Source organism: Streptomyces sp. Tek67B01 (assembly GCF_055231995.1).
Map to the genome: position 1 here is coordinate 5,642,969 of NZ_JBUYUY010000001.1, position 26,401 is coordinate 5,669,369.

22 protein-coding genes are annotated in these 26,401 nt (G+C 68.9%); 17 read left to right on the forward strand and 5 right to left on the reverse strand.

Annotation, left to right across the window (positions count from 1 at the left end; translation table 11 throughout):
• Positions 1–162 precede the first annotated feature (162 nt).
• Positions 163–930, reverse strand: coding sequence for an IclR family transcriptional regulator (locus ACV7NM_RS25345; RefSeq protein ID WP_463412435.1), 768 nt, complete (start codon positions 928–930; stop codon positions 163–165).
• Between the two features lie 261 nt (positions 931–1,191).
• On the opposite strand from ACV7NM_RS25345, the gene metH reads away from it, so the two are divergent.
• From metH to ACV7NM_RS25365, 4 genes are all read left to right on the forward strand, one after another.
• Entirely contained in the window at positions 1,192–4,704 is a 3,513-nt protein-coding gene (gene metH, locus ACV7NM_RS25350) for a methionine synthase (protein WP_463412436.1), read from the forward strand.
• Between the two features lie 111 nt (positions 4,705–4,815).
• Positions 4,816–5,517 carry an HAD family hydrolase gene (locus ACV7NM_RS25355; protein WP_463412437.1) on the forward strand — a complete coding sequence of 234 codons (702 nt, stop codon included), beginning with the start codon at positions 4,816–4,818 and terminating at the stop codon, positions 5,515–5,517.
• 479 nt (positions 5,518–5,996) lie between these two features.
• Positions 5,997–7,601 (forward strand): ABC transporter substrate-binding protein, encoded by a 1,605-nt coding sequence (locus ACV7NM_RS25360; protein ID WP_463412438.1) that lies wholly within the window; start codon positions 5,997–5,999, stop codon positions 7,599–7,601.
• A gap of 71 nt (positions 7,602–7,672) precedes the next feature.
• Positions 7,673–9,253, forward strand: coding sequence for an ABC transporter substrate-binding protein (locus ACV7NM_RS25365; RefSeq protein ID WP_463412439.1), 1,581 nt, complete (start codon positions 7,673–7,675; stop codon positions 9,251–9,253).
• A 72-nt stretch (positions 9,254–9,325) separates the two neighbouring features.
• Here the strand turns inward: ACV7NM_RS25365 and ACV7NM_RS25370 are convergent, their stop codons facing one another.
• Both ACV7NM_RS25370 and ACV7NM_RS25375 read right to left on the reverse strand, forming a co-directional pair.
• Positions 9,326–9,997, reverse strand: coding sequence for a response regulator (locus ACV7NM_RS25370; protein ID WP_463412440.1), 672 nt, complete (start codon positions 9,995–9,997; stop codon positions 9,326–9,328).
• A gap of 72 nt (positions 9,998–10,069) precedes the next feature.
• Positions 10,070–10,990, reverse strand: a complete 921-nt coding sequence (locus ACV7NM_RS25375) for a RecB family exonuclease (protein ID WP_463412441.1) — start codon at positions 10,988–10,990, stop codon at positions 10,070–10,072.
• A gap of 187 nt (positions 10,991–11,177) precedes the next feature.
• Between ACV7NM_RS25375 and ACV7NM_RS25380 the strand changes: the two genes are divergently transcribed.
• The 3 genes from ACV7NM_RS25380 to ACV7NM_RS25390 all read left to right on the forward strand — a co-directional run bounded on the left by ACV7NM_RS25380 (position 11,178) and on the right by ACV7NM_RS25390 (position 14,128).
• On the forward strand, positions 11,178–12,377 hold the full coding sequence (locus ACV7NM_RS25380) for a site-2 protease family protein (protein WP_463412442.1): 1,200 nt from the start codon (positions 11,178–11,180) through the stop codon (positions 12,375–12,377).
• A gap of 18 nt (positions 12,378–12,395) precedes the next feature.
• On the forward strand, positions 12,396–13,304 hold the full coding sequence (locus tag ACV7NM_RS25385) for a tRNA (adenine-N1)-methyltransferase (RefSeq protein ID WP_463412443.1): 909 nt from the start codon (positions 12,396–12,398) through the stop codon (positions 13,302–13,304).
• 218 nt (positions 13,305–13,522) lie between these two features.
• The gene (locus ACV7NM_RS25390) at positions 13,523–14,128 is read left to right on the forward strand and encodes a hypothetical protein (protein WP_463412444.1); all 606 of its coding nucleotides are present in this window, start codon (positions 13,523–13,525) and stop codon (positions 14,126–14,128) included.
• A 4-nt stretch (positions 14,129–14,132) separates the two neighbouring features.
• Here the strand turns inward: ACV7NM_RS25390 and ACV7NM_RS25395 are convergent, their stop codons facing one another.
• Complete coding sequence (locus ACV7NM_RS25395) at positions 14,133–14,462, reverse strand: ferredoxin (protein WP_463412445.1); 330 nt, start codon at positions 14,460–14,462, stop codon at positions 14,133–14,135.
• 264 nt (positions 14,463–14,726) lie between these two features.
• Here ACV7NM_RS25395 and arc point away from each other — a divergent pair, with 264 nt between their 5' ends.
• From arc to prcA, 6 genes are all read left to right on the forward strand, one after another.
• The gene (arc, locus tag ACV7NM_RS25400) at positions 14,727–16,493 is read left to right on the forward strand and encodes a proteasome ATPase (RefSeq protein ID WP_136211129.1); all 1,767 of its coding nucleotides are present in this window, start codon (positions 14,727–14,729) and stop codon (positions 16,491–16,493) included.
• A gap of 251 nt (positions 16,494–16,744) precedes the next feature.
• On the forward strand, positions 16,745–18,256 hold the full coding sequence (gene dop / locus ACV7NM_RS25405) for a depupylase/deamidase Dop (protein ID WP_463412446.1): 1,512 nt from the start codon (positions 16,745–16,747) through the stop codon (positions 18,254–18,256).
• 203 nt (positions 18,257–18,459) lie between these two features.
• Positions 18,460–18,672, forward strand: coding sequence for a ubiquitin-like protein Pup (locus ACV7NM_RS25410; protein ID WP_030233608.1), 213 nt, complete (start codon positions 18,460–18,462; stop codon positions 18,670–18,672).
• Between the two features lie 35 nt (positions 18,673–18,707).
• The gene (locus ACV7NM_RS25415) at positions 18,708–19,307 is read left to right on the forward strand and encodes an endonuclease VII domain-containing protein (protein WP_463412447.1); all 600 of its coding nucleotides are present in this window, start codon (positions 18,708–18,710) and stop codon (positions 19,305–19,307) included.
• On the forward strand, positions 19,259–20,098 hold the full coding sequence (prcB, locus tag ACV7NM_RS25420) for a proteasome subunit beta (protein ID WP_463412448.1): 840 nt from the start codon (positions 19,259–19,261) through the stop codon (positions 20,096–20,098). The genes ACV7NM_RS25415 and prcB overlap by 49 nt, the downstream gene beginning before the upstream one ends.
• Positions 20,099–20,143: 45 nt before the next feature.
• Complete coding sequence (prcA, locus tag ACV7NM_RS25425) at positions 20,144–20,908, forward strand: proteasome subunit alpha (protein WP_136211123.1); 765 nt, start codon at positions 20,144–20,146, stop codon at positions 20,906–20,908.
• 72 nt (positions 20,909–20,980) lie between these two features.
• Here prcA and ACV7NM_RS25430 read toward each other — a convergent pair whose 3' ends face one another.
• Positions 20,981–21,979: a LacI family DNA-binding transcriptional regulator gene (locus ACV7NM_RS25430; RefSeq protein ID WP_463412449.1), complete on the reverse strand. Its 999-nt coding sequence runs from the start codon at positions 21,977–21,979 to the stop codon at positions 20,981–20,983.
• Between the two features lie 147 nt (positions 21,980–22,126).
• Here ACV7NM_RS25430 and ACV7NM_RS25435 point away from each other — a divergent pair, with 147 nt between their 5' ends.
• The 4 genes from ACV7NM_RS25435 (at position 22,127) to ACV7NM_RS25450 (ending at position 26,358) form a co-directional block, all read left to right on the forward strand.
• Entirely contained in the window at positions 22,127–23,413 is a 1,287-nt protein-coding gene (locus ACV7NM_RS25435) for an MFS transporter (protein ID WP_463412450.1), read from the forward strand.
• A 58-nt stretch (positions 23,414–23,471) separates the two neighbouring features.
• Positions 23,472–24,833 (forward strand): Pup--protein ligase, encoded by a 1,362-nt coding sequence (pafA, locus tag ACV7NM_RS25440; protein ID WP_136211119.1) that lies wholly within the window; start codon positions 23,472–23,474, stop codon positions 24,831–24,833.
• 131 nt (positions 24,834–24,964) lie between these two features.
• Positions 24,965–25,906 (forward strand): FKBP-type peptidyl-prolyl cis-trans isomerase, encoded by a 942-nt coding sequence (locus ACV7NM_RS25445; RefSeq protein ID WP_463412451.1) that lies wholly within the window; start codon positions 24,965–24,967, stop codon positions 25,904–25,906.
• Between the two features lie 56 nt (positions 25,907–25,962).
• Entirely contained in the window at positions 25,963–26,358 is a 396-nt protein-coding gene (locus ACV7NM_RS25450) for an FKBP-type peptidyl-prolyl cis-trans isomerase (protein ID WP_463412452.1), read from the forward strand.
• Positions 26,359–26,401 lie beyond the last annotated feature (43 nt).

Here is a 26,401-nt window from a genome sequence, read left to right on the forward strand (position 1 = left end):
GTTTTCCGCCCGGGTGAAGAACGCGTCAAGGGTTGGGCGGGTCACAGATCCGGATCGTTACCGCTCGGTGTGATCGCCCAAATTCGGCCAACTCGTGATCGAAAAATGGCCAAACGCACCCAGATAGCGACCGATGTCGTCCTGGGCGCGATCAAAGCAAGGTCAGAACCGGCCGGCGCCGAGGTCGCGCGAAACCGACCGCGCGCAGTCGCGCACCGACGCGACCAGACTCGCCCGGGGCTCCCCGCCCTCCCCGCACACCCGCTCCACGGCCCCCACGACCGCCACCGCGCCGACCGGCATCCGCCGCCGGTCGTGGATGGGCGCGGCCACCGAGGCGAGGCCCTCCCACGTCTCCTCCACATCGGAGGCCCAGCCGCGCGCCCGGGTCAGGTCCAAGATCTCCTCGAAGCCGACGGCGTCGGTGACGGTGCGGGGCGTGAACGCCTCCCGCTCCACCTCCACCGCCTGGGTGTGGGCCACCGGGTCGTACGCGGACAGCACCTTGCCCAGGGCCGTGGAGTGCAGCGGCTGCATCGCCCCCACCTCCAGCACCTGGCGGCTGTCGTCCGGCCGGAACACGTGGTGCATGATCAGCACCCCGCTCTTGTGGAGCACCCCCACGTACACGCTCTCGCCGCTCGCCCGCGCCAGGTCGTCGGTCCACACCAGCGCCCGCGCCCGCAGCTCGTGCACGTCCAGGTAGCTGTTGCCCAGGCGCAGCAGCTCCGCGCCCAGCTGGTAGCGGCCGGAGGCCGGGTCCTGCTCCACGAAGCCCTCGGCCTGGAGGGTGCGCAGGATGCCGTGCGCCGTCCCCTTGGCGAGCCCCAGGGCGCCGGCCACGTCCGACAGCCCCAACCGGCGCTCGCCACCCGCCAGGAGCCGCAGCATCGCAGCGGCTCGTTCGAGCGACTGGATGTTCCGTGCCATCGTGCAGCCTCCTGCTGACGTAGTTCGACAATGCTGAACACTATCGGTCGATGTCGACCTTGTGCATGCTCGGGGAAGTCTTCGGGACACCTCGGTGCCCCCACCCCCGCTGGAGCCCCGGTGGAGCCAGGCCAAAGAATGCAGTCCGCCACGTGGGACAGCCCCACCGGGTCCCGGCGCACATGGTTACGCTGACCGCGTGCGCCCTTGAGACAGCGAGGGCGCAAAGCCGACAGCCGTCGCATCCCAGGGAGCTTGACCATGGCCTCGTTGCCGAACCCCCCCGCAGACACCCAGACCCGGGCCGACGCCCTCCGAGAGGCGCTCGCCACCCGCGTGGTCGTCGCCGACGGAGCCATGGGGACCATGCTCCAGGCACAGGACCCGACGATGGAGGACTTCCAGCAGCTGGAAGGCTGCAACGAGGTCCTGAACGCGACGCGCCCCGACATCGTGGCCAACGTGCACCGCGAGTACTTCGCGGCCGGCGTGGACTGCGTGGAGACCAACACGTTCGGCGCGAACTTCGCGGCGCTGGCCGAGTACGACATCCCCGACCGCAACTTCGAGTTGTCGCAGGCCGGCGCCCGGATCGCCCGCGAGGTCGCCGACGAGTTCACCGCCTCCACCGGCCGGCAGCGCTGGGTGCTCGGCTCGATGGGCCCGGGCACCAAGCTGCCGACGCTGGGCCACATCGACTACGCGACGATCCGCGACGCCTACCAGATCAACGCCGAGGGCCTGATCACCGGCGGCGCGGACGCCCTGCTGGTGGAGACCACCCAGGACCTCCTCCAGACCAAGTCCTCGATCATCGGCGCCCGCCGCGCGATGGAGGCCCTCGGCGTCTGCGTGCCCCTGATCTGTTCCGTCACCGTCGAGACCACCGGCACCATGCTGCTCGGTTCGGAGATCGGCGCCGCGCTGACCGCGCTGGAGCCGCTCGGCATCGACATGATCGGCCTGAACTGCGCGACCGGCCCCGCCGAGATGAGCGAGCACCTGCGCTACCTGGCCCGCAACGCGCGCATCCCGCTGTCCTGCATGCCCAACGCCGGCCTCCCGGTGCTGGGCAAGAACGGCGCCCACTACCCGCTGTCCGCCCCCGAGCTCGCCGACGCGCAGGAGACGTTCGTGCGCGAGTACGGCCTGTCCCTGGTCGGCGGCTGCTGCGGCACCACGCCCGAGCACCTGCGCCAGGTCGTCGAGCGCGTCCGCGACCTGGCCCCGGCGGAGCGCCGGCCGCAGCCCGAACCGGGCGCGTCGTCCCTGTACCAGACGGTGCCGTTCCGCCAGGACACCTCCTACATGGCGATCGGCGAGCGCACCAACGCCAACGGTTCGAAGAAGTTCCGCGAGGCGATGCTGGAAGCCCGCTGGGACGACTGCGTGGAGATGGCCCGCGACCAGATCCGCGAGGGCGCGCACATGCTCGACCTGTGCGTGGACTACGTGGGCCGGGACGGCGTGGCCGACATGAAGGAGCTGGCCGGCCGCTTCGCGACGGCCTCGACGCTGCCGATCGTCCTGGACTCCACCGAGGTTCCCGTCATCCAGGCGGGTCTGGAGAAGCTGGGCGGCCGCGCCGTCATCAACTCGGTGAACTACGAGGACGGTGACGGCCCGGAGTCCCGGTTCGCGAAGGTGACCGCGCTGGCGCGGGAGCACGGCGCCGCGCTCATCGCGCTGACCATCGACGAGGAGGGCCAGGCCCGCACCGTCGAGCACAAGGTGGCCATCGCCGAGCGGCTGATCGACGACCTGACCGGCAACTGGGGCATCCACGAGTCGGACATCCTCATCGACACCCTCACCTTCACCATCTGCACGGGTCAGGAGGAGTCCCGGGGGGACGGCATCGCGACGATCGAGGCGATCCGCGAGCTCAAGCGGCGCCACCCCGACGTCCAGACCACGCTGGGCCTGTCGAACATCTCCTTCGGTCTGAACCCCGCCGCCCGCGTCCTGTTGAACTCCGTCTTCCTCGACGAGTGCGTCAAGGCGGGCCTGGACTCCGCGATCGTCCACGCGAGCAAGATCCTGCCGATCGCCCGCTTCGACGAGGAGCAGGTCACCACCGCCCTGGACCTGATCTACGACCGGCGCGCCGAGGACTACGACCCGCTCCAGAAGCTGATGGCGCTCTTCGAGGGCGTCAACACCAAGTCGATGAAGGACGGCCGCGCCGAGGAGCTCCTCGCGCTGCCGCTGGACGAGCGGCTCCAGCGCCGCATCATCGACGGGGAGAAGAACGGCCTGGAGGACGACCTGGCCGAGGCCCTGCGCAGCCGCCCCGCCCTGGACATCGTCAACGACACCCTGCTGGAGGGCATGAAGGTCGTCGGTGAACTGTTCGGCTCCGGCCAGATGCAGCTGCCCTTCGTCCTACAGTCCGCCGAGGTGATGAAGACGGCCGTCGCCTACCTCGAACCGCACATGGAGAAGACCGATGACGACGGCAAGGGCACGATCGTGCTGGCCACCGTCCGCGGTGACGTCCACGACATCGGCAAGAACCTCGTCGACATCATCTTGACCAACAACGGCTACAACGTCGTCAACATCGGCATCAAGCAGCCCGTCTCCGCGATCCTGGAAGCCGCCCAGGAACACAAGGCCGACGTGATCGGCATGTCCGGCCTGCTGGTGAAGTCGACCGTGATCATGAAGGAGAACCTGGAGGAGCTCAACCAGCGCAAGCTGGCCGCCGACTACCCGGTCATCCTGGGAGGCGCGGCCCTGACCCGCGCCTACGTCGAACAGGACCTCCACGAGATCTACGAGGGCGAGGTCCGCTACGCCCGCGACGCGTTCGAGGGCCTGCGCCTGATGGACGCCCTGATCGCCGTCAAGCGCGGCGTCCCCGGCGCCGAACTCCCGCCCCTCAAGCAGCGCCGCGTCGCCAAGAGGGACACCCCGCTGCCCCAGGCGGAGGAGCCCGAGGAGCCGGGCGGCCGCTCGGACGTCGCCGTCGACAACCCGGTCCCCACCCCGCCCTTCTGGGGCACCCGCGTCGTCAAGGGCATCCCGCTCAAGGACTACGCCTCCTGGCTGGACGAGGGCGCCCTGTTCAAGGGCCAGTGGGGTCTGAAGCAGGCCCGCGCCGGCGGAGCGACGTACGAGGAACTCGTCGAGTCCGAGGGCCGGCCCCGACTGCGCGGCCTGCTGGAGAAGCTCCACACCGAGAACCTGCTCGAAGCGGCCGTCGTCTACGGCTACTTCCCCTGCGTCTCCAAGGGCGACGACCTGATCATCCTGGACGAGCAGGGCAACGAGCGGACCCGCTTCACCTTCCCGCGCCAGCGCCGCGGCCGACGCCTGTGCCTCGCCGACTTCTTCCGCCCGGAGGAGTCCGGCGAAACCGACGTCGTCGGCCTCCAGGTGGTCACCGTGGGCTCGAAGATCGGCGAGGCCACGGCCAAGCTGTTCGAGTCCGACTCCTACCGCGAGTACCTGGAGCTCCACGGCCTCTCCGTCCAGCTCGCCGAAGCCCTCGCCGAGTACTGGCACGCCCGCGTCCGCGCCGAGCTCGGCTTCGGCGGCGAGGACCCGACCAAGGTCGAGGACATGTTCGACCTCAAGTACCGCGGCGCGCGCTTCTCCCTCGGCTACGGCGCCTGCCCCGACCTGGAGGACCGCGCCAAGATCGCCGACATGCTCCGGCCGGAGCGCATCGGCGTCCACCTCTCGGAGGAGTTCCAGCTCCACCCCGAGCAGTCGACCGACGCGATCGTCATCCACCACCCCGAAGCGAAGTATTTCAACGCACGCTGACGCGGACCGGCGTACACTGATCGGTCCCATACAGGCCGGTCACCTGTTTTCCCCGGGCACGCCTGGGGAGCGCGGTGACCGGCCTTCTCGTCCCCTCCGAGAGGTGTGCGCATGACCAGCACCGTTCCCGCCGCCGTCACCCGTACGACCGACGGTTCGGCCCTGCAGGCGGTACTGCTGGACATGGACGGCACCCTCGTCGACACCGAGGGGTTCTGGTGGGAGATCGAGGAGGAGATCTTCCGCGAGCTCGGCCACCGGCTGGAGGAGGCCTGGCGCGACATCGTCGTCGGCGGCCCCATGAGCCGCAGCGCCGCCTTCCTGATCGAGTCCACCGGCGCCGCCATCGAACTCGCCGAGCTCAGCGTCCTCCTCAACGAGCGCTTCGAGGCGCGGATCGCCGACCAGGTGCCCCTGATGCCCGGCGCCGAGCGGCTGCTGTCCGAGCTGGCCCGGCACAACGTGCCCACCGCACTCGTCTCCGCCTCCCACCGCCGCGTCATCGACCGGGTGCTGCTCACCCTCGGCCGCGACCGCTTCACCATGACGATCGCCGGCGACGAGGTGCCCCGCACCAAGCCGCACCCCGACCCGTACCTCCTCGCCGCCCAGGCCCTCGGCGCGCACCCCTCGCGCTGCGCCGTGATCGAGGACACCGCCACCGGCGTCGCCGCCGCCGAGGCCGCCGGATGCCGGGTCGTGGCCGTGCCCTCCGTGGGACTGATCCCGGCCGCCCCCGGCCGCACCATCGTGCGCTCCCTGGAGGAAGTGGACCTCGCGTTCCTGCGCTCGCTCATCACTCCGATGAACTGAACGCGCACGCTGCGTACCGAATGGAACGGGGCGCCGGCGGGGGTCGGCGGAAGAATCTTCCGTGCGGCGCGACGGAGGCCGAAATTCCATCCCTGTGCGGGTAGTTGCCGTAGGTGAGCTTGGTCACCCGGCGGAACCGTTCCGGGCCCTCCCGCACGCCCCGAACCGTTCCCTTGTGTCCGGATTGATCAGCTCCTGACCCCCTCTGCGCCCACTCCGGCACGAACGGTCAGTCCGCGCCCATGACCGTCCGGTTACGCCCCAACTCCTGCCAGTTCCAGCCATCCCGTCCCAGGCCACTAATGTCGACGCCGGGCACCGCGCCGCACCTCAGCTGTACCGGAGACACACCCCTGTGCCGGTACCGCGTGGACCGATCGTCACACACCGGCCCGATCGTTCCGCCCTGAACGGGCGACCGTCGCGAAGTGCCCTCAACGCCGCTTTGAGCAAGTGCCGGGTGAGGGAGTACTTCCAGCATGAACCGCAAGACCATGGTGCTGACGGCCGCGATAGGCCTGCTCACCCCCGCGCTGTCCGCCTGCGGCAGCGCGAGCGGAGGAGGAGCCGCCTCCGGGGCCATCGTCGTCGGCACCACCGACCGGTTCGAAGCCGCCGACTACGCCCCCGCCCCCTTCGACCCCGCCTACGCCTACGACGCCGGCGCCTGGAACGTCCTTCGCCAGACCGTCCAGACGCTGATGCACACCCCCCGAGGCGGCGGCCGGCCCGTCCCCGAAGCGGCCTCCGACTGCCGCTTCACCGACAGCGGCAACGAGAGCTACCGCTGCACCCTGCGCCCCGGACTCACCTTCGCGAGCGGTGACCCGCTGACGGCCAAGGACGTCAAGTTCTCCATCGACCGCGTCCTCGCCATCAAGGCCGAGAACGGCCCCTCCTCGCTGCTCTCCAGCATCGACACCGTCGAGGCCAAGAGCGCCGACACCGTCGTCTTCCACCTCAAGACCGCCGACGCGACCTTCCCGTACAAGCTCTCCACCCCGGCCGCCGGCATCGTCAGCGCCAAGGACTACGACGCCAAGAAGCTCCGGCCCGGCTTCGCCGTGGACGGCTCAGGCCCGTACACCATGAAGGCCGAAGTCAAGGGAAACCAGCTCGTCCGCGCCGTCTTCACCAAGAACCCGCACTACCAGGGCGACATCAAGCTCCAGAACGACAAGGTCGAACTGCGCTCCTTCGCCGACTCCGAGAGCATGGGCAACGCCCTGCGCGACGGCGCCGTCCAGATGGTCTCCCGCACCCTGTCGCCCGCCCAGATCAGCGCGTTCTCCGCGAAGCCGCCCAAGGGCGTCAAACTGGTCCCGCTGCCCGGCCTGGAAATCCGCTACCTCGGCTTCAACACCGACGCCCCCGTCGTCAAGGACAAGGCCGTCCGGCAGGCCCTCGCCGCCGCCGTCGACCGCAACGCCCTGATCGACAAGGTCTACGGCAAGGCCGCGCAGCCCCTGTACTCACTGGTCCCCACCACCGTCACGGGACACGTGAACTCCTTCTTCAACAAGTACGGCGAGGCCAACACCGCCAAGGCCGCCGACCTGTTGCGCAGCGCCGGGATCAAGACCCCCGTCAAGCTCACCCTCAACTACACCACCGACCACTACGGTGACGGCACCGCCGCCGAGTTCGACGAACTCAAGACCCAGCTGAACTCCACCCAGCTGTTCGACGTCACCGTCCAGGGCAACGCCTGGGCCGACTACCGGCCCGCGCAGAAGAAGGGCGACTACGCCGCCTACGGGCTCGGCTGGTTCCCCGACTACCCGGACGCCGACAACTTCCTCGCCCCGTTCCTGGAGCAGGACAACTTCCTGGGCACGCCGTACGCCAACGCCGCCGTACGCACCAGGCTCATCCCCGAATCCCGGCGCGCGGCCGACCGCACGGTCGCCGTACCCGCGATCACGGAGATGCAGGACATCGTCGCCGACGACGTCCCCGTCCTGCCCCTGTGGCAGGGCAAGCAGTACGTCGCCGCACGCGACGAGATCACCGGGGCGGAGTGGTCGGTCAACGCCATCTCCGACCTCCAGCTGTGGGAACTCGGCCGGGGCGTCGGCGGCTGAGCAAGGCACCAGCCGGCAGCGGGTGTCGCGGGCCGGCGCAACGGAACAGTACGACTGTGAAGGACGTTCGCGTGATGAGACGTAACCAGTGGTTGGCAGCCCCGCTCGGCGCCGCAACCGCCGCCGCGCTGCTCAGCGGTTGCGGGTCGCAGGATGGCTCTGCCGCAGGCAGCGGCAAGGGCGTTGTCATGGGAATATCCGACAAGGTGAAGTCCATCGACCCCGCGTCGGGCTACGACCCGGGTTCCTGGCTCCTCTTCAACAACGTCTTCCAGTCGTTGCTGACCTTCCCCAAGGGCGGCACCACCCCCGAGCCCGACGCCGCCCAGAGCTGCGGCTTCGAAGGCGCCGACAGCAAGGTCTACAAGTGCGTCCTGCGCGCCGGGCTGAAGTTCAGCAACGGCGACGGCCTCACCTCCAAGGACGTCAAGTACTCCTTCGAGCGCACCCTGAAGATCAATGACGCCAACGGCCCGGCCGTCATGCTTTCTTCGATCTCCGGCATCGAGACCCCCGACGCGAAGACCGTCGTCTTCCGCCTCAAGACCTCCGACGCGACCTTCCCCAGCAAGATCGCGGCCGGCGCCGGCGCCATCGTCGACCACACCCAGTACCCGGCCGACAAGCTCCGCACCGACGGCAAGGCCACCGGCTCCGGCGTCTACAAGCTCGACTCCATCAGCGACAAGAGCGCCAACTTCTCGGTCAACGACTCCTACAGCGGCAAGGCCAAGCCGAAGAACACCGGCGTGACCCTGAAGTTCTTCAACGACGACCAGGCCGCCCTCAAGCGGGTCCTGGAAAGCGGCGACGTCGACTTCGCCTTCCGCGGCCTCGCCGCCAAGGACATCGCCACCCTCGCCAACAAGACCGGCGACCAGAAGGTCGAAGTCGTCCAGGGCACCGGCGCCGAAGTCCAGCACCTCGTCTTCAACATGAACGACCCGGTCGCCGGCAAGCTCCCCGTCCGCAAGGCCATCGCCTACCTCGTCGACCGCGAAGCGATCATCAAGCAGGTCTACGACGGCACCGCCACCTCCCTGTACTCGGTCGTCCCCGCCGGCATCGCCTCCCACAACACCGCCTTCTTCGACCGCTACGGCGGCAGCCCCCAGGTCGAGAAGGCCAAGAACGCGCTGCGCGCCGCCAACCTCACCGGCAAGGTGAAGCTCACCCTGTACTCGACGCCCACCCGCTACGGGCCGGCCACCGACCAGGAACTCCAGCTCATCGCCAAGCAGCTCAACGACAGCGGCCTCTTCGAAGCCGACGTCAAGTCCGTCGAGTTCGAGCAGTACGAGAAGGACATCGAAGCAGGCAAGTACGGCGTCTACGTGAAGGGCTGGGTGCCCGACTACCCGGACGCCGACAACTTCACCCAGCCGTTCTTCGGCCCGGACAACGTCCTGCACAACAACTACGACAACAAGGAGATCAGCGGGACCATCATCCCCTCGACCTCCGCGAAGTCCGACCGCACCTCCGCCACCACCGACTTCACCCGGCTCCAGGACATCGTCGCCGACGAGATCCCGCTGCTCCCGCTCTGGCAGGGCAAGCAGTACGCCGTCACCCGGCAGAACGTGACCGGCCTCCAGTGGTCGCTCGACGCCTCGACCGTCTTCCGCTTCTGGGAGATCAGCAAGGGCTGAGGCACGCACGCGAACGGGCCGGCGACCGCGTCACGCGGCTGCCGGCCCGTCGCCGTCACCGGCCGGCCGGGGCTACTGCGCCCCCGGGCGGACCAGACCGCTCTCGTACGCGTACACGGCGGCCTGGACGCGGTCGCGCAGGCCCAGCTTCGTCAACACGTGCCCCACATGCGTCTTCACCGTGGTCTCGCTGACGAACAGGTCCGCCGCGATCTCCGCGTTCGACAGGCCCCGGGCCACCAGCTTGAGCACCTCCACCTCGCGCTCCGTCAGCGTGCCCAAAGCGTCCGGGACGCTCTCCGCGCCCGACGGCAGGTGCCCCGCGTACTTGTCCAGCAGCCGCCGCGTGATGCTCGGCGCCAACATCGCCTCACCGCCCGCCACCACCCGGATCGCCTGCACCAGCTCGTTCGCCGGGGCGTCCTTCAGCAGGAAACCGCTCGCCCCCGCCCGCAGCGCCTCCACCACGTACTCGTCCAGATCGAACGTGGTCAGCACCAACACCTTCGCCGGCCCGTCCCGCCCCGGCCCCGTGATCTGCCGCGTCGCCTCCACCCCGTCCATCCGCGGCATCCGGATGTCCATCAGCACCACGTCGGGCTGTAGCGCCCGCACCTGCTCCAGCGCCTGGAGACCGTCCCCGGCCTCACCGACCACCGCCAGATCCGGCTCCGCCTCCAAAATCATCCGGAAGCCGGTGCGCAACAGCGGTTGGTCATCGACCAGCAGGACGCGGATCGCCACAGGGATACCTCATCTTCGACATCTTCGAACGGCGGCTTCGACGGGCCCCGCCATTCTGCCCTGACCCGACGATCAGGACGCCCCGGGCCCCGTGGCCTCCGCGTCCGCCCTCGAAACGATCTCCAGCGGATACACGGGGGGAGTCCCACCGAACTCTGGACACACCGCCTGATGATCACACCAGCCGCACAGCTTCGTCGGCCGCGGCCGCCACACACCCGTCTCCGTCGCCTCCACGATCGCGTCCCACAGCGCCAGCAGCTTTCGCTCCACCCGCTCCAGGTCCGCCACCACCGGGTCGTACGTCAACACGTCGCCGCTGCCCAGGTACACCAACTGCAACCGCCGGGGCACCACCCCCTTCAACCGCCACACCACCAGCGCGTAGAACTTCATCTGGAACAGGGCGCCCTCCGCGTACTCCGACCGCGGCGCCTTGCCCGTCTTGTAGTCCACGATCCGGACCTCGCCGGTCGGCGCCACGTCCACCCGGTCGATGATCCCGCGCAGCCGCAGCCCCGACTCCAGTTCCGTCTCCACGAAGAACTCCCGCTCCACCGGCTCCAGCCGCGTCGGGTCCTCCAACGTGAACCACCGCTCCACCAGCGCCTCGGCCTCCGTCAGCCAGCGCGCCAACCCCTCGCCCCCGTCACCCGCCGGGAACAGATCCGTCAGCTCCGGCTTGGACTCCAGCAACCGGTCCCACTGCGCCGGGATCAACGCCTTCGCCCGCGGCGCCGTCCGCTCGTGCGCGGGATGGTCGAAGAGCCGCTCCAACACCGCGTGCACCAGCGTCCCCCGCGTCGCCGCCGCGCTCGGCTTCTCCGGCAACTTGTCGATCACCCGGAACCGGTACAGCAGCGGACACCGCATGAAGTCGCCGGCCCGCGAAGGGGACAGCGAAGCAGGCCGCACCGCGCCCGCCGACCCATCGGGCGCGGCATCGGCATCGGCGGCGGCCACGCCGGGAACAGGACCGGGGCTCGTCGTCATGCGTAAAACCCTACGACCCGCCACCGACAGCACGCGCATACCATCGACTCGAAGCCCCCTCGCACTGCATGATCAGAGCATCACACCGCGCTACCACCCCACGACCCACCCGCACAGCGCCCGGCCCCACGCCCCCCACACCACCCGGCGAACCGCCCCACCGGACAGCACCGAACGAAGGACAGCCGTGCCAGACACCGACGAAACCGGCGAGCGCGCACCCAAGCGCTCCGACCCGGGCGGCGGACTCCTCATGGGCCGCCCCTTCGGCGTACCCGTCTACGTCTCGCCCAGCTGGTTCCTGGTCGCCGCCCTCATCACCTGGGTCTTCGGCAACCAGCTCGACCGCGTCCTGCCCGAACTCGGACCGGCCCGCTACCTCGTCTCCCTCTTCTTCGCCGTGGCCTTCTACGCCTCCGTGCTCGTCCACGAACTCGCGCACACCGTCGCCGCCCTGCGCTTCCGCCTCCCCGTGCGCCGCATCCGGCTCCAGTTCTTCGGCGGAGTCTCCGAGATCGAGAAGGAAGCCGAAACCCCCGTCCGCGAATTCGTCCTCGCCTCGGTCGGCCCGCTCCTCTCCCTCCTCCTCGCCGGAGCCTTCTACCTCGGCATGGAAGCCGTCGACGCCCCCACCGTCCCCGGCGTCCTCCTCGCCGGCCTCATGATCTCCAACCTCCTCGTCGCCGCCTTCAACCTCCTCCCCGGCCTCCCCCTCGACGGCGGACGCATGCTCCGCGCCGTCATCTGGGGCATCACCGGGAAACCCATGACCGGCACCGTCACCGCCGCCTGGGTCGGCCGCGGCCTCGCCGTCACCGTTCTCATCGGCCTGCCCCTGGTCACCCAGACCGGGCTCCTCGGCAACCGCGGCCAGGAGATCGGCGGCATGGAAACCGTCATGGACGCCCTCCTCGCCGCGATCCTCGCCGCGATCATCTGGACCGGCGCCGGCAACAGCCTGCGCATGGCCCGCCTGCGCCAACACCTCCCCGAACTCCAGGCCCGCGCCCTCACCCGCCGCGCCATCCCCGTCGAGAACGCCACCCCCCTCTCCGAGGCCCTCCGCCGCGCCAACGAAGCCGGGGCCCGCGCACTCGTCGTCGTCGACGGCCAAGGCGACCCCACCGCCATCGTCCGCGAAACGGCCATCGCCTCCGTCCCCGAACACCGCCGCCCCTGGATCGCCGTCAGCACCCTCTCCCAAGACCTCACCGACGGCATGAAGGTTTCGGCCGACCTCACCGGCGAAGACCTCCTCGACCACCTCCGCGCCACCCCCGCCACCGAATACCTCGTCCTCGAACCCGGCGGCCGGATCTACGGGGTCCTGTCCACCACGGACGTCGAAAAGGCCTTCGTGAAGGCCATGGCGCGGCCCCAGCCCTGAAGCCAATACACTGGTCACATGTCCGAACCGACCGGTGCCGCCCGCCGACGCGGGCCCTTCGAGGTCGGGGACCAGGTTCAGCTCACCGACCCCAAGGGCCGCCACTACACGTTCACGCTCGAAGCCGGGAAGAATTTCCACACCCACAAGGGTTCCTTCCCGCACGACGAGCTGATCGGTGCTCCCGAGGGCAGTGTTGTCCGTACCACGGGAAACGTCGCCTACCTCGCGCTGCGCCCCCTGCTCCCCGACTATGTCCTGTCCATGCCCCGCGGTGCCGCCGTGGTCTACCCCAAGGACGCCGGCCAGATCCTGGCCTTCGCCGACATCTTCCCCGGCGCCCGCGTCGTCGAAGCCGGCGTCGGCTCCGGCTCCCTGAGCAGCTTCCTGCTGCGCGCCATCGGCGACCAGGGCATGCTCCACAGCTACGAGCGCCGCGCGGACTTCGCCGAGATCGCGACCGCCAACGTCGAGCGCTACTTCGGCGGCCCCCACCCCGCGTGGCAGCTGACCGTCGGCGACCTCCAGGACAACTTGTCCGACACCGACGTCGACCGCGTCATCCTGGACATGCTCGCCCCTTGGGAGTGCCTGGAGGCCGTCTCCAAGGCCCTCGTCCCCGGCGGCATCCTCTGCTGCTACGTGGCCACCACCACCCAGCTCTCGCGCACCGTCGAGTCCATCCGCGAATTCGGCTGCTACGCCGAACCGCAGCCCTGGGAATCGATGATCCGCAACTGGCACGTCGAAGGCCTCGCCGTCCGCCCGGACCACCGGATGATCGGCCACACCGGCTTCCTCGTCACCGCCCGCCGCCTCGCCGACGGCGTCGAACCCCCCATGCGCCGCCGCCGCCCCTCCAAGGGCGCGTACGGCGAGGACTACGACGGCCCGGGCAGCCAGAGCCGCGGCGGCGACCGCGACTGACCCACCCGGCTCGCGGCCGCCCGGCGCGGACCCCAACACGAAAGCGCTGTGGCGCAGTTCCCCCACCGAAACGGGAACTGCGCCACAGCGCCTTTTCGTTGACGGGGACGGCGGGGGCGGCCGCCGCCGACACCGGTCCGGACCCACCCGTTCCACCCCGGTGTGAGGTGTGGCACGATGCTGGCACCGCGTCACCCTTCGCACAGGAGACACCCCGCGTGCTGTACAGCCCCACCGAGCCGGCCCCCGAACTGGACACCCTGGCCCACGGTGGCGCCAGACCCATCCACTGGGTCGCCACGGCCACCGCCATGGCCGCCGTCATAGCCGGCGCGGGCCTCCTCCAGCCGGGGCCCGCCACCGGGGCGTCGGTCACCACCGCCGCCGCGGCGGCGCCCGCGGGCCCCCCGGCCGCCGCCCCCGACGCGCACGCCGTCACCTACCCGCTGGACTGCAAGGGAATCCCGCAGGCCGTCACGGCCACCGCCCAAGGCGACCTCGACGGCGACGGACGCCCCGAAACCGTGGCCGCCGTCCGCTGCGACGCGGGCTCCGGCACGCCACCCCACGCCCTCTACGTCCTCACCCTGGACAAGGCCCAAGGAGCCCGCCCCCGCGTGGTGGCCACCCTGCTCGAAGCGGGCCGCCGACAGACCGCCACCGATCTCACCATCAGCGACCGCACCGTGACGGCGCGTCTCCACGGCTACTCCTCGCCGGCGGTCCCGCGCTACAGCCCCGACGTCGAACAGCTCGCCAAGTGGCGCTGGACGGGCGGAAAATTCCGCCAGGAGCTTACCGACTCACGCCCCGGGAGCGTGTGAACCGTCACTCCGCGTCAGGGCCGTACACCTCGACCCGGTCCGAAACGCGGCGAACGTGAATGCAGTCACCCGGGCACTCCTTCGCCGAATCGACCACGTCCCGCAGCAGCGTCAGCGGAACCGGAGTCGTCGCCCCCGGGTCCTGGAGGAGCTCGTCCTCCGCGCTCTTCACGTACGCCAAACCGTCGATGTCCAGCTCGAACACCTCCGGGGCGTACTGCACGCAGATCCCGTCGCCGGTGCACAGGTCCTGGTCGATCCACACCTCCAGCGGCGCCTCGGCCTCGCCGGCGCCCGCGGTCTGGTCGGAGGTTGCCTCCTGCTGCACGGTCATATCTCCTGCCGTTCCCTGCACTGAGTGATCCATCCCGGTCACAACTCGCGACAAGTCGCGCGGGCCCTGACGGGTGTTGAACGCTTCGACCTTACAACCGGCTGCTTTCCGATGCTGCTGGGTGGGTATTTCCTTGGCGAGAGGGAGTACGCAAGGGTGAAGATCGGACACACCCCTACCGTCTTTGTGATCTAGGGGTTTCAATCACCACCAGCCCAGGTAGGGTCAGGAAGCGTCCAGCTCCCCTTGGAGGAGGTGAGGACCGTGGCAGCCCACGACGACGACATCAACCGCGGCATCCGGCCCGGGCGAGGGTCCGAGGACCCCGCCGGCCAGGTTGCCTATCTCGAGCAGGAAATCGCCGTCCTGCGACGCAAGCTCGCCGACTCTCCGCGTCACACGAGGATTCTCGAAGAGCGGATCGTCGAGCTCCAGACGAATCTGGCCGGCGTATCCGCGCAGAACGAACGACTGGCGAATACCCTCCGTGAGGCCCGCGACCAGATCGTGGCCCTCAAGGAAGAAGTCGACCGGCTCGCGCAGCCGCCGGCCGGCTTCGGTGTCTTCCTGCAAGCCAACGAGGACGGCACCGTCGACATCTTCACCGGAGGGCGAAAACTCCGCGTGAACGTCAGCCCCAGCGTCGACCCGGAAGAGCTCCGGCGCGGCCAGGAGGTCATGCTCAACGAAGCGCTCAACGTGGTCGAAGCCATGGAATTCGAGCGCGCCGGGGACATCGTCACCCTCAAGGAGATCCTCGAGGACGGCGAGCGCGCCCTGGTCATCGGGCACACCGACGAGGAAAGGGTGGTGAGGCTCGCCGAGCCGCTCCTGGACATCACCATCCGCCCCGGCGACGCCCTGCTCCTCGAACCCCGCTCCGGCTACGTCTACGAAGTGGTCCCCAAGAGCGAGGTCGAAGACCTCGTCCTCGAAGAGGTCCCGGACATCGACTACGACAAGATCGGCGGCCTGGGCGACCAGATCGAACTGATCCGCGACGCCGTCGAACTCCCCTACCTCTACCCCGACCTCTTCAAAGAGCATGAACTGCGCCCGCCGAAGGGCATCCTGCTCTACGGCCCCCCCGGCTGCGGCAAGACGCTCATCGCCAAGGCCGTCGCCAACTCCCTTGCCAAGAAGGTCGCCGAAGTCACCGGCCGACCCACCGGGAAGTCCTACTTCCTCAACATCAAGGGCCCCGAACTCCTCAACAAGTACGTCGGCGAGACCGAGCGGCACATCCGCCTCGTCTTCCAACGTGCACGCGAGAAGGCGAGCGAAGGGACACCCGTCATCGTCTTCTTCGACGAGATGGAATCCCTCTTCCGCACCCGCGGATCCGGCGTCAGCTCGGACGTGGAGAACACCATCGTCCCCCAGCTGCTCGCCGAGATCGACGGCGTGGAAGGCCTGGAGAACGTCATCGTCATCGGCGCCTCCAACCGCGAGGACATGATCGACCCGGCCATCCTGCGCCCCGGCCGCCTCGACGTGAAGATCAAGATCGAGCGCCCGGACGCCGAGGCCGCGAAGGACATCTTCGCGAAGTACCTCAAGGCCTCCCTGCCCCTGCACACGGACGACCTGTCCGAGCACCAGGGATCCACGGCCGGCACCGTCCACAGCATGATCCAGACGGTCGTCGAGCAGATGTACGCCGAAACCGAGGAGAACCGCTTCCTCGAGGTCACGTACGCCAACGGCGACAAGGAAGTCCTCTACTTCAAGGACTTCAACTCCGGAGCCATGATCCAGAACATCGTGGACCGGGCCAAGAAGATGGCGATCAAGGCCTTCCTCGAACACAACCAGAAGGGCCTGAGGGTCGCCCACCTCCTCCAGGCCTGCGTGGACGAGTTCAAGGAGAACGAGGACCTGCCCAACACCACCAACCCGGACGACTGGGCCCGAATCTCCGGAAAGAAGGGCGAGCGGATCGTATTCATCCGCACCCTCGTCACCGGAAAGCAAGGCGCGGACACCGGACGCTCCATCGACACGGTGGCAAACACCGGTCAGTACCTCTGACAAAGCGGGGCGGCTGCGGATGTCCCGACCGGGGCACCCGCAGCCGACCGCTTTACCGACTGCTTTTCCAGCCGGTGGCAGGACAAATTCAATGACCGAAATGATCTCCCCACCAGCGCGGAGTGGTTCTAGGCTCGTCCCTACCGCAGGTCGCGCAGTGCGGGGACGGACGCCGCACACGACGCATCGGAGCACCAGCGGTACTTGAGCGCCGCTCCCGGACGGGAGCGCCGCCGGGCAAGGAGGGCCGCATGACCGTACGGCGAGTAATGGGGATCGAGACGGAGTACGGGATCTCCGTCCCGGGACACCCGAACGCCAATGCCATGCTCACCTCGTCCCAGATCGTCAACGCCTACGCGGCGGCGATGCACCGGGCGCGCCGAGCCCGCTGGGACTTCGAGGAGGAGAACCCGCTGCGGGACGCCCGTGGCTTCGACCTCGCCCGCGAGGCCGCCGACAACAGCCAGCTGACCGACGAGGACATCGGCCTCGCCAACGTGATCCTCACCAACGGCGCCCGCCTCTACGTCGACCACGCCCACCCCGAATACAGCTCCCCGGAGATCACCAACCCGCTCGACGCCGTCCTCTGGGACAAAGCCGGCGAGCGGATCATGGCCGAGGCCGCCGAACGCGCCGCCCAGCTCCCCGGCGCCCAACCCATCCACCTCTACAAGAACAACACCGACAACAAGGGCGCCTCCTACGGCACGCACGAGAACTACCTGATGAAGCGGGAGACCCCCTTCTCGGACATCGTGCGCCACCTGACCCCCTTCTTCGTCTCCCGCCAGGTGGTCACCGGCGCCGGACGCGTCGGCATCGGCCAGGACGGCCGCGACCACGGTTTCCAGATCAGCCAGCGCGCCGACTACTTCGAAGTCGAGGTCGGCCTGGAGACCACCCTCAAGCGCCCCATCATCAACACGCGCGACGAGCCGCACTCCGACGCCGAGAAGTACCGCCGACTCCACGTGATCATCGGCGACGCCAACCTCTCGGAGATCTCCACCTACCTGAAACTGGGCACGACCGCCCTGGTCCTGTCCATGATCGAAGACGGCTTCATCAACGTCGACCTCGCCGTCGACCAGCCCGTACGCACCCTCCACCAGGTCTCCCACGACCCAGACCTCCAGCACCTCATCACGCTGCGCAGCGGTCGGACACTCACCGCCGTGCAACTGCAGATGGAGTACTTCGAGCTGGCCCGCAAGTACGTGGACGAGCGGTTCGGGACGGACGCGGACGAGCAGACCAAGGACGTCCTCACTCGGTGGGAGGACGTCCTGGGCCGGCTGGAGACCGACCCGATGAGCCTGTCGGGGGAGCTCGACTGGATCGCGAAACGAGAACTGCTGGAGGGCTACCGCAGGCGCGACGGCCTCGACTGGGACGCCGCCCGGCTACACCTGGTGGACCTCCAGTACGCGGACGTACGCCCTGAGAAGGGTCTGTACAACCGCCTGGTGGCCCGCGGCAAGATCAAACGGCTGCTGGAGGAGCCGGCGGTGGAGCGGGCCGAGGGCAAGCCCCCGGAGGACACCCGGGCCTATTTCCGGGGCCGGTGCCTGGAGCAGTACGCGGACGACGTGGCGGCGGCCTCCTGGGACTCGGTGATCTTCGACCTCCCGGGCCACGACTCCCTCCAGCGCGTGCCCACCCTGGAGCCCCTGCGGGGGACGCGGGCGCACGTGAAGGAGCTCCTGGACCGCTGCCGCACGGCGGAGGACCTGGTACGGGTGCTGTCGGGGCGCTGAGCGGGCGCCCAACGCTTTCCGGACCCCGGTCGGGGCTGAAAGGGCCCCGTTTTGGGAATCATGGGAACACCCGGACGTTGTGAAAGTGCGGGGACGAATGTCGGACCCTCCTTGTAGGGTCCGGCATAAGGTCTGATCTTGGGAGTGGTCCCGGTCCGGGACCACTCGACGTGAGCGTGCGAACCGAGCGGGGTGAGGTAGACATGGCGACCAAGGACACCGGCGGCGGACAGCAGAAGGCGACGCGCTCGACCGAGGAGGTCGAGGAGGCCGCGGTCGAGGAATCGACCGACCTCAAGGAACGCCAGGAAAAGCTCTCGGACGACGTCGACTCGGTACTTGACGAAATCGATGATGTGCTCGAGGAAAACGCCGAGGATTTCGTTCGGAGTTTCGTACAAAAAGGCGGCGAATAACTTCGAATCTGAGGCGAATCCGCCACTGTTGCGACATGTCCAAGGGAACGAAGTGGTGCCGCGGGTGCGGCCGGGACGTGCCGCTGAGCGGATTCGCCTCAGACCGCAATCGCGGAGACGGCCTCCAGCCCAGGTGCCGGGAATGCGCGGCCGCCTACAGCGCTCAGCACTACCGGCGCCGACAGGCGGCGATCGGCAAGGCCGTCAAAGAGAAGGTGGAGGTGCCGGTGGGGTGGAAGCTCTGCCGGCTGTGCGGAGAGGCCAAACAGCACAGTGAGTGGCACAAGAACGCCACAGCCTCCGACGGACTGTCCACCCGATGCAAGGCCTGCCGAGCCATCCAGGGCAGGGCGGGTCATCTCAAGCGTTCCTACGGCATCACCGAGGAGGAGCGCGACCTGATGATCGCAGCGCAAGGGGGCCTCTGCGGGATCTGCCAAGAGGCTCCTCCGGAGCACGTTGATCACGATCATCAGACGGGTAAGGTCCGAGGCGTACTGTGCTTCAGCTGTAACGCCGCACTGGGGCAGTTCAAGGATCGGCCGGACGTCATACGGCGTGCAGCCGCTTACGTGGAAGGAAACCTGTGGAACCCAACACTCGTAGCACAGGGCGTCTACCGGCAGCCTTCCTGACGCCGGGGTCCTCGTCCTTCATGGACTTCCTGGGGGCGCACTCGCCCGAGATGCTCCCCGGCAATCGCAAGTTGCCGGAGGGGATCGTCGAGGCGCCGCACGGGACGACCATCGTGGCCGTCACCTTCCCCGGCGGGGTCGTGCTCGCCGGTGACCGGCGGGCGACCATGGGGAACATGATCGCGCAGCGGGACATCGAGAAGGTGTTCCCGGCCGACGAGTACTCCGCCGTCGGCATCGCCGGTACGGCCGGTCTCGCCGTGGAGATGGTGAAGCTGTTCCAGCTGGAGCTGGAGCACTTCGAGAAGGTGGAGGGGACGACCCTCTCGCTGGAGGGCAAGGCGAACCGGCTCTCGACCATGATCCGGAGCAATCTGGGGATGGCGATGCAGGGGCTGGCCGTCGTGCCGCTGTTCGCGGGGTACGACGAGGCCAAGGAGAAGGGTCGGATCTTCTCCTACGACGTGACCGGCGGTCGCTCGGAGGAGCACGGGTTCGCGGCGACCGGTTCGGGCTCGATCTTCGCCAAGGGCTCGATGAAGAAGCTGTACCGTCCCGACCTTACGGAGGAGCAGGCCACCACGCTGGTCGTGCAGGCGCTGTACGACGCCGCCGACGACGACTCGGCGACGGGTGGTCCGGACCTCTACCGTCACATCTATCCCATCGTCACCGTCATCACCGATGAGGGTTTCCGCAGGCTGAGCGACGACGAGTCGCAGGAAATCGCCCGTACGGTCACCAACCGTCGGCTCGAGCAGCCGGACGGCCCGCGCGCCGCCCTGCTCTGACCATCCGTCGCCCCGTAGGACCCAGAAGAAAGGGACGGACAGCCGGTGTCGACTCCGTTCTATGTGTCACCCCAGCAGGCCATGGCCGACCGGGCGGAATACGCCCGGAAGGGCATCGCCCGCGGTCGCAGCCTTGTCGTGCTCCAGTATGCCGACGGCATCGTGTTCGTCGGGGAGAACCCGTCCCGTGCGCTGCACAAGTTCAGCGAGATCTATGACCGGATCGGCTTCGCGGCCGCCGGCAAGTACAACGAGTACGAGAACCTGCGGATCGGTGGTGTGCGGTACGCGGATCTGCGCGGGTACACCTATGACCGTGACGATGTGACGGCCCGTGGCCTGGCGAACGTGTACGCGCAGACGCTCGGCACCATCTTCTCCAGCGCGGGCGAGAAGCCGTACGAGGTGGAGCTGGTCGTGGCCGAGGTCGGTGCGACGGCCGCGGGGGACCAGATCTACCGGTTGCCGCATGACGGGTCGATCGTGGACGAGCACGGTTCGGTCGCGGTCGGTGGCAATGCCGAGCAGATCAGTACGTTCCTCGATCAGCGGCACCAGGACGGCATGACGCTGTCCGAGGCGTTGAAGTTGGCGGTGCAGGCGCTGTCGAGCCAGGCGAACGGCGCGGACAAGTCGATTCCGGCCGAGCGGTTGGAGGTCGCGGTGCTGGACCGGACGCGGCCGCAGCAGCGGAAGTTCAAGCGGATCAGGGGCCGGCAGTTGGCGCGGCTGTTGGAGGCGGACGTACCGGCGGCGGCGCAGGCCGACGCGGTGTCCAATGACGAGGGTCCGGAGGACGACGCGGAGTAGTGCGTTTCGGGGGAGCCCCGGTCCGCCCGTGAGGGTGGGTCGGGGCTTTTCGCGTGTCGGGGTTTCGCGGGTTCAGGCCTTGGGGGCGGGGCCGGAGGAGTCGCGGACGACGAGTTCGACGGGGATGTCGGGGGCGGACCAGTCGGTGCCTTCGAGGACGGCGAGGAGGGCGGTCATGCCCTGGCGGCCGACCTGTTCGGCGGGCAGGCGGACGGTGGTGAGTTCGGGTTCGACGGCGGTGGCGAGGGCGAGGTCGTCGAAGCCGGTGACGGAGAGGTCGTCGGGGACGCGCAGGCCGAGGCGGCGGGCGGCCTTGCAGGCGCCGGCGGCGAGGATGTCGTCGTCGCAGATGACGGCGGTGGGGCGGGTGCCGGGGGTGGTGAGGGCGGCTTCCAGGGCGGTGCGGGCGCCGGTGACGGTGAGGGGGGCGCGTACGGTGCGCAGCTCGGCGGGGGCTTGGAGGAGGTCGGCGAGGGCGCGGGCGCGGATGCGGAAGGTCCAGGAGTCGACGGCGGAGGCGAGGTGGAGGAAGCGGCGGTGGCCGAGGGCGAGGAGGTGCTCGGTGGTTTGGCGCATGCCGTCGGCCATGGCGAGGTTGACGTGGGCGGCGGCGGTGTGTGAGGCGGGGTCGCTGTCGAGCATGACGAGGGGGAGGCCGTTGCCGCCGATGGCGTCGAGGGCGTCGGCGGCCATGGAGGAGGCGATGACTCCGTCGAGGGCGGCGCGGGCGGAGGCGAAGGGGTCGCGGGCGGGGCCGGTGCCGTCGGGGGAGGGGTAGAGGACGACGCCGAAGCCGTGTTCGGCGGCGACTTGGGCGGCGCCGGTGTAGACGCGGGCGAAGAATTCGTTGGTGAGGGCGGGGACGACGAGGAGGGCGGTGCGGGTGCTGCCGAGGCGGAGGTTGCGGGCGGCGAGGTTGGGGCGGTAGCCGATGTGTGCGGCGGTTTCGCGGACGAGGGCGGCGGTGCGTTCGGAGACGCGGCCGCGCCATTTGTCGCCGAGGACGAGGGAGACGGTGGCTTGGGAGACCCCGGCGGCGGTGGCGACGTCCCGGCTGGTGGGTCTCGTCACGCGGGGCTCCTGTTGTCCGAGGTCACGGGGGGTGTGGGGGCTGGGTGGGGTGGGGGTCGTCTGGACTGGCGGGTTGTGGCCATGGTACGTATGGCGGGTCACGTTATACGTATTACTCCGGCTTGTTCCGGGCAGAAAGGGGCGGACATGGCCGCGGGTTATGCGGAGCTGCTCAAAACCCGGCATGCCGCGAGGCTGCTGGCGGGGACGCTCATAGGGCGGCTGCCGAACGCGACGGCGCCGATCGCGATCGTGTTGTTCACCCGGGCGGAGGGTGGCAGCTACAGCCTCGCGGGGGCGTTGGCGGCCGTGTACGGGGTCGCGAACGCGGTGGGGCAGCCGTTGTTGGGTCGGGCGGTGGACCTGTTCGGGCAGCCGCGGGTGCAGTTGCCGGCGGCGGTGGTGTCGGCGCTGGGCATGGTGTGGCTGGCGCTCGCGGGGACGGGGTCGGTGGGTGTGGCGTACCCGGCGGTGGTGGTGGCGGGGTTGTTCACGCCGCCGCTGGAGGGGGGTCTGCGGGCGCTGTGGCCGTCGGTGCTGGGGGGCAGGGAGGAGCGGGTCCATGCCGCGTACGCGATGGACGCGGTGGCCCAGGAGGTCATGTTCACGGTCGGTCCGCTGCTGGTGACCTTGTTCGTGTCGCTGTGGGACCCGGCGGTCGCGCTGGTGCTGCTGAACGCCATCGGGGTGTTGGGCGCGCTGTCGGTGGTGGTGTCGGAGCCTTCGCGGGCGTGGCGTTCGGCGCCGCGTGAGGCGCACTGGCTGGGCGCGTTGCGTTCGCGCGGTCTGCTGGCGTTGCTGGGCGCGTTCTTCTTCGTGGGTACGGCGCTGGGGTCGATCACGGTGGCGGGCATGGCGTACGCGGACGGTCATGGCGGGCAGGCGGTGTACGGCCGGTTGATGGCGGCTCTGGGGTTGGGCGCGCTGGTCGGTGGGGTGCTGTACGGGGCCCGGCAGTGGACGGGGGCGCCGGAGCGGCGGCTGCGGCTGTTGGTGGCGTTGCTGGCGGTGTGTTACCTGCCGTTGACGCTGGTGCCGGGGGCGGTGGCGATGACGGCGCTGACGGCGTTGGCGGGGGTGTTCCTGGCTCCCGCGATCGCCTGTGCGTTCATCGTGGTGGACCGGCACGCGCCGGCGGGGACGGTGACGGAGGCGTTCTCGTGGTTGGTGACCTTCTTCGGGGTGGGGGCGGCGATCGGGACGGCGGCGGCCGGTCCGGCGGTGGAACTGGGGGGTACGGCGGCCGGTTTCGGCGTGGCCGGCGTTGCGGGTGGCGCGGCGCTGCTGGTGCTGATGGCCACTCAGCGGGTGTTGGCGTCGGCCGGGCGCGGCCGGGCTGTGGTGGGGGCGGTCGCGGAGGGTGTGGGGCAGGTCCCGGGGCAGGCCGGTGGGGCCCGTGCGGACGGCGTGTCGGAGCCCTTCGCGGGAAACTGATCCGAACCCCGCTCTCGAACCCGGTTTCAGAAGAGGGCAGAAGGCGTAATGTTCAGTCATGGACCGCCGCATTTTCGGGCTGGAGAACGAGTACGGCGTCACGTGCACGTTCAGGGGACAGCGCCGACTGTCACCTGACGAAGTGGCGCGCTACCTCTTCCGCCGTGTTGTGTCATGGGGCCGCAGCAGCAATGTCTTCCTGCGGAACGGCGCCCGCCTCTACCTCGACGTGGGTTCGCATCCGGAATATGCAACACCCGAATGCGACAACCTGACCGAGCTGGTCACTCACGACAAGGCCGGCGAGCGCATTCTCGAAGGCCTGCTCGTCGACGCCGAACGTCGCCTGCACGAGGAGGGGATCGCGGGCGACGTCTACCTCTTCAAGAACAACACCGACTCGGCGGGCAATTCGTACGGCTGCCACGAGAACTATCTGGTGGCCCGGCACGGTGAATTCTCCCGCCTGGCGGACATCCTCATTCCGTTCCTCGTCACGCGCCAGCTGATCTGTGGTGCGGGCAAGGTCCTGCAGACGCCCCGGGGCGCGGTGTACTGCGTGAGCCAGCGCGCCGAGCACATCTGGGAGGGCGTCAGCTCGGCCACGACCCGGTCGCGGCCGATCATCAACACGCGGGACGAGCCGCACGCGGACGCGGAGCGGTACCGCCGGCTGCACGTGATCGTCGGGGACTCGAACATGTCCGAGACGACCATGCTGCTCAAGGTGGGGGCCACGGACCTGGTGCTGCGGATGATCGAGGCGGGGACCGTGATGCGGGACCTGACCCTGGAGAATCCGATCCGGGCGATCCGTGAGGTCAGCCACGACATCACCGGTCAGCGCAAGGTGCGGCTCGCCAGTGGGCGCGAGGCCTCCGCGTTGGAGATCCAGCGCGAGTACTACGACAAGGCCTTGGACTTCGCCGAGCGTCGGGGCATCCGTACGGGTGTCGTGGAGCAGGTGCTGGAGCTGTGGGGCCGTACCCTCGACGCGATCGAGGCGGAGGACCTGGACCGGATCGGGACCGAGATCGACTGGGTCATGAAGTACCAGCTGATCGAGCGGTACCGGGGCAAGCACAACATGACGATGTCCAATCCGCGGGTCGCCCAGATAGACCTCGCGTACCACGACATCCACCGCCGGCGCGGGCTGTACTACCTGCTGGAGCGCAAGGGGCAGGCGGCTCGGATCTGCAACGACCTCAAGATCTTCGAGGGCAAGTCGGTGCCCCCGCAGACGACGAGGGCCCGGCTGCGCGGCGACTTCATCCGCCGGGCGCAGGAGCAGCGGCGGGACTTCACCGTCGACTGGGTGCACCTGAAGCTGAACGACCAGGCGCAGCGCACGGTGCTGTGCAAGGACCCGTTCCGTTCGGTGGACGACCGGGTGGAGAAGCTGATCGCCGGTATGTAGCGCGCCGGTGGGTGGCGGCAAAGTGTGACATCCCACTGATCTTGGCCGGGGCCCCGTACGCATCTCGTACGGGGCCCCGTCCACGCCTTAGAGTGGCGGGCGACCGTTGCCGTCTGAGATCTGAGGAACACGTGCGCCGACTTGCCGGCCTGCTGGTCGTACCCCTTCTGCTGCTGACGACGGCAGCCTGCGGTGACGACGGCGGCTCCGACTCCGCCCAGATGAAGAACGGGGTGCCCGCGATCACGAAGGGCGCCAAGTTCGGGGAGAAGCCGACCCTGTCGAAGGGGAAGGGCGACCCGCCGAAGCAGTTGAAGGTGGCGGTCATCAGCGAGGGCAAGGGCCCGGTGCTGAAGGCCAAGGACGTCGCCCAGGTCAATTACTACGGCCAGGTGTGGGACGGCAAGGAGCCCTTCGACGAGAGTTTCAGCAAGGGCAAGACCTTCGACGTGACCCTCGGCGCGGGCATGGTCATCAAGGGCTGGGACCAGGGTCTGCAGGGTCAGAAGGTCGGCAGCCGCGTCGAGCTGGTGATTCCGCCGGACCTCGGTTACGGGGCGCAGGGTTCGGGCGACAAGATCAAGCCGAACGCCACGCTCGTGTTCGTGGTGGACATCGTCAAGGGTGCGAGCGTCCCGGTCTCGGCGACGGGCAAGGAAGTGCCGCAGGACGACAAGGACCTGCCGAAGATCGGTACGAACACGGACGGCAAGGAAGTGTCCGTGACCGTCCCGAAGGACAGCGCCCCGCCGACGAAGCTGGTCTCGAACTACGTCCTGGAGAGCGACGGCCCGGTCGTGAAGGACACCGACACGGTCGTGGTGAAGTTCAACGGCAAGACGTGGAAGGACGACAAGACCTTCGAGAGCACGTACGCCACCGACACGGTGGTGACGTGGCCGCTGTCCGATCTGTCGGTCAAGGGTCTCAAGGACGGCATCCTCGGCAAGAAGGCCGGCAGCCGCGTCCTGCTGGTGATCCCGCCGGACCAGGCGTTCGGTGACAAGGAGCAGGGGACGATCCCCGCCAATTCGACGCTGGTGTTCAGCCTCGACATCCTCGCGGTGATGTAAGACTGGTTCCGGTTTCCCCCGGCCCCCGGGCCGGGAGGCGCCCCCTGTTGGTTCGTATGAGGAGCAGTTCCGTGAGCGACAAGCTCGAGAAGCCCGAGATCGACTTCCCCGAGGGCCCCGCCCCGACCGACCTCGTGATCGAGGACATCTGGGTGGGCGACGGCGCCGAGGCCAAGGCCGGCGCGTTCGTCAAGGTCCACTACGTGGGTGTGGCGTTCTCGACCGGCGAGGAGTTCGACGCCTCCTGGAACCGCGGCGCCCCGCTGGACTTCCAGCTGGGTGTCGGCCAGGTCATCAAGGGCTGGGACCAGGGCGTCCAGGGCATGAAGGTCGGCGGCCGCCGCAAGATCACGATTCCCGCGCATCTCGCGTACGGTGACCGTGGCGCGGGCGGCGGCGTGATCGCCCCGGGCGAGACGCTGATCTTCGTCTGTGACCTGATGTCCGCCTGATCGACCGCGCTGTCACAGCCGTGGGGCCCCTGCCGTGAGGCGG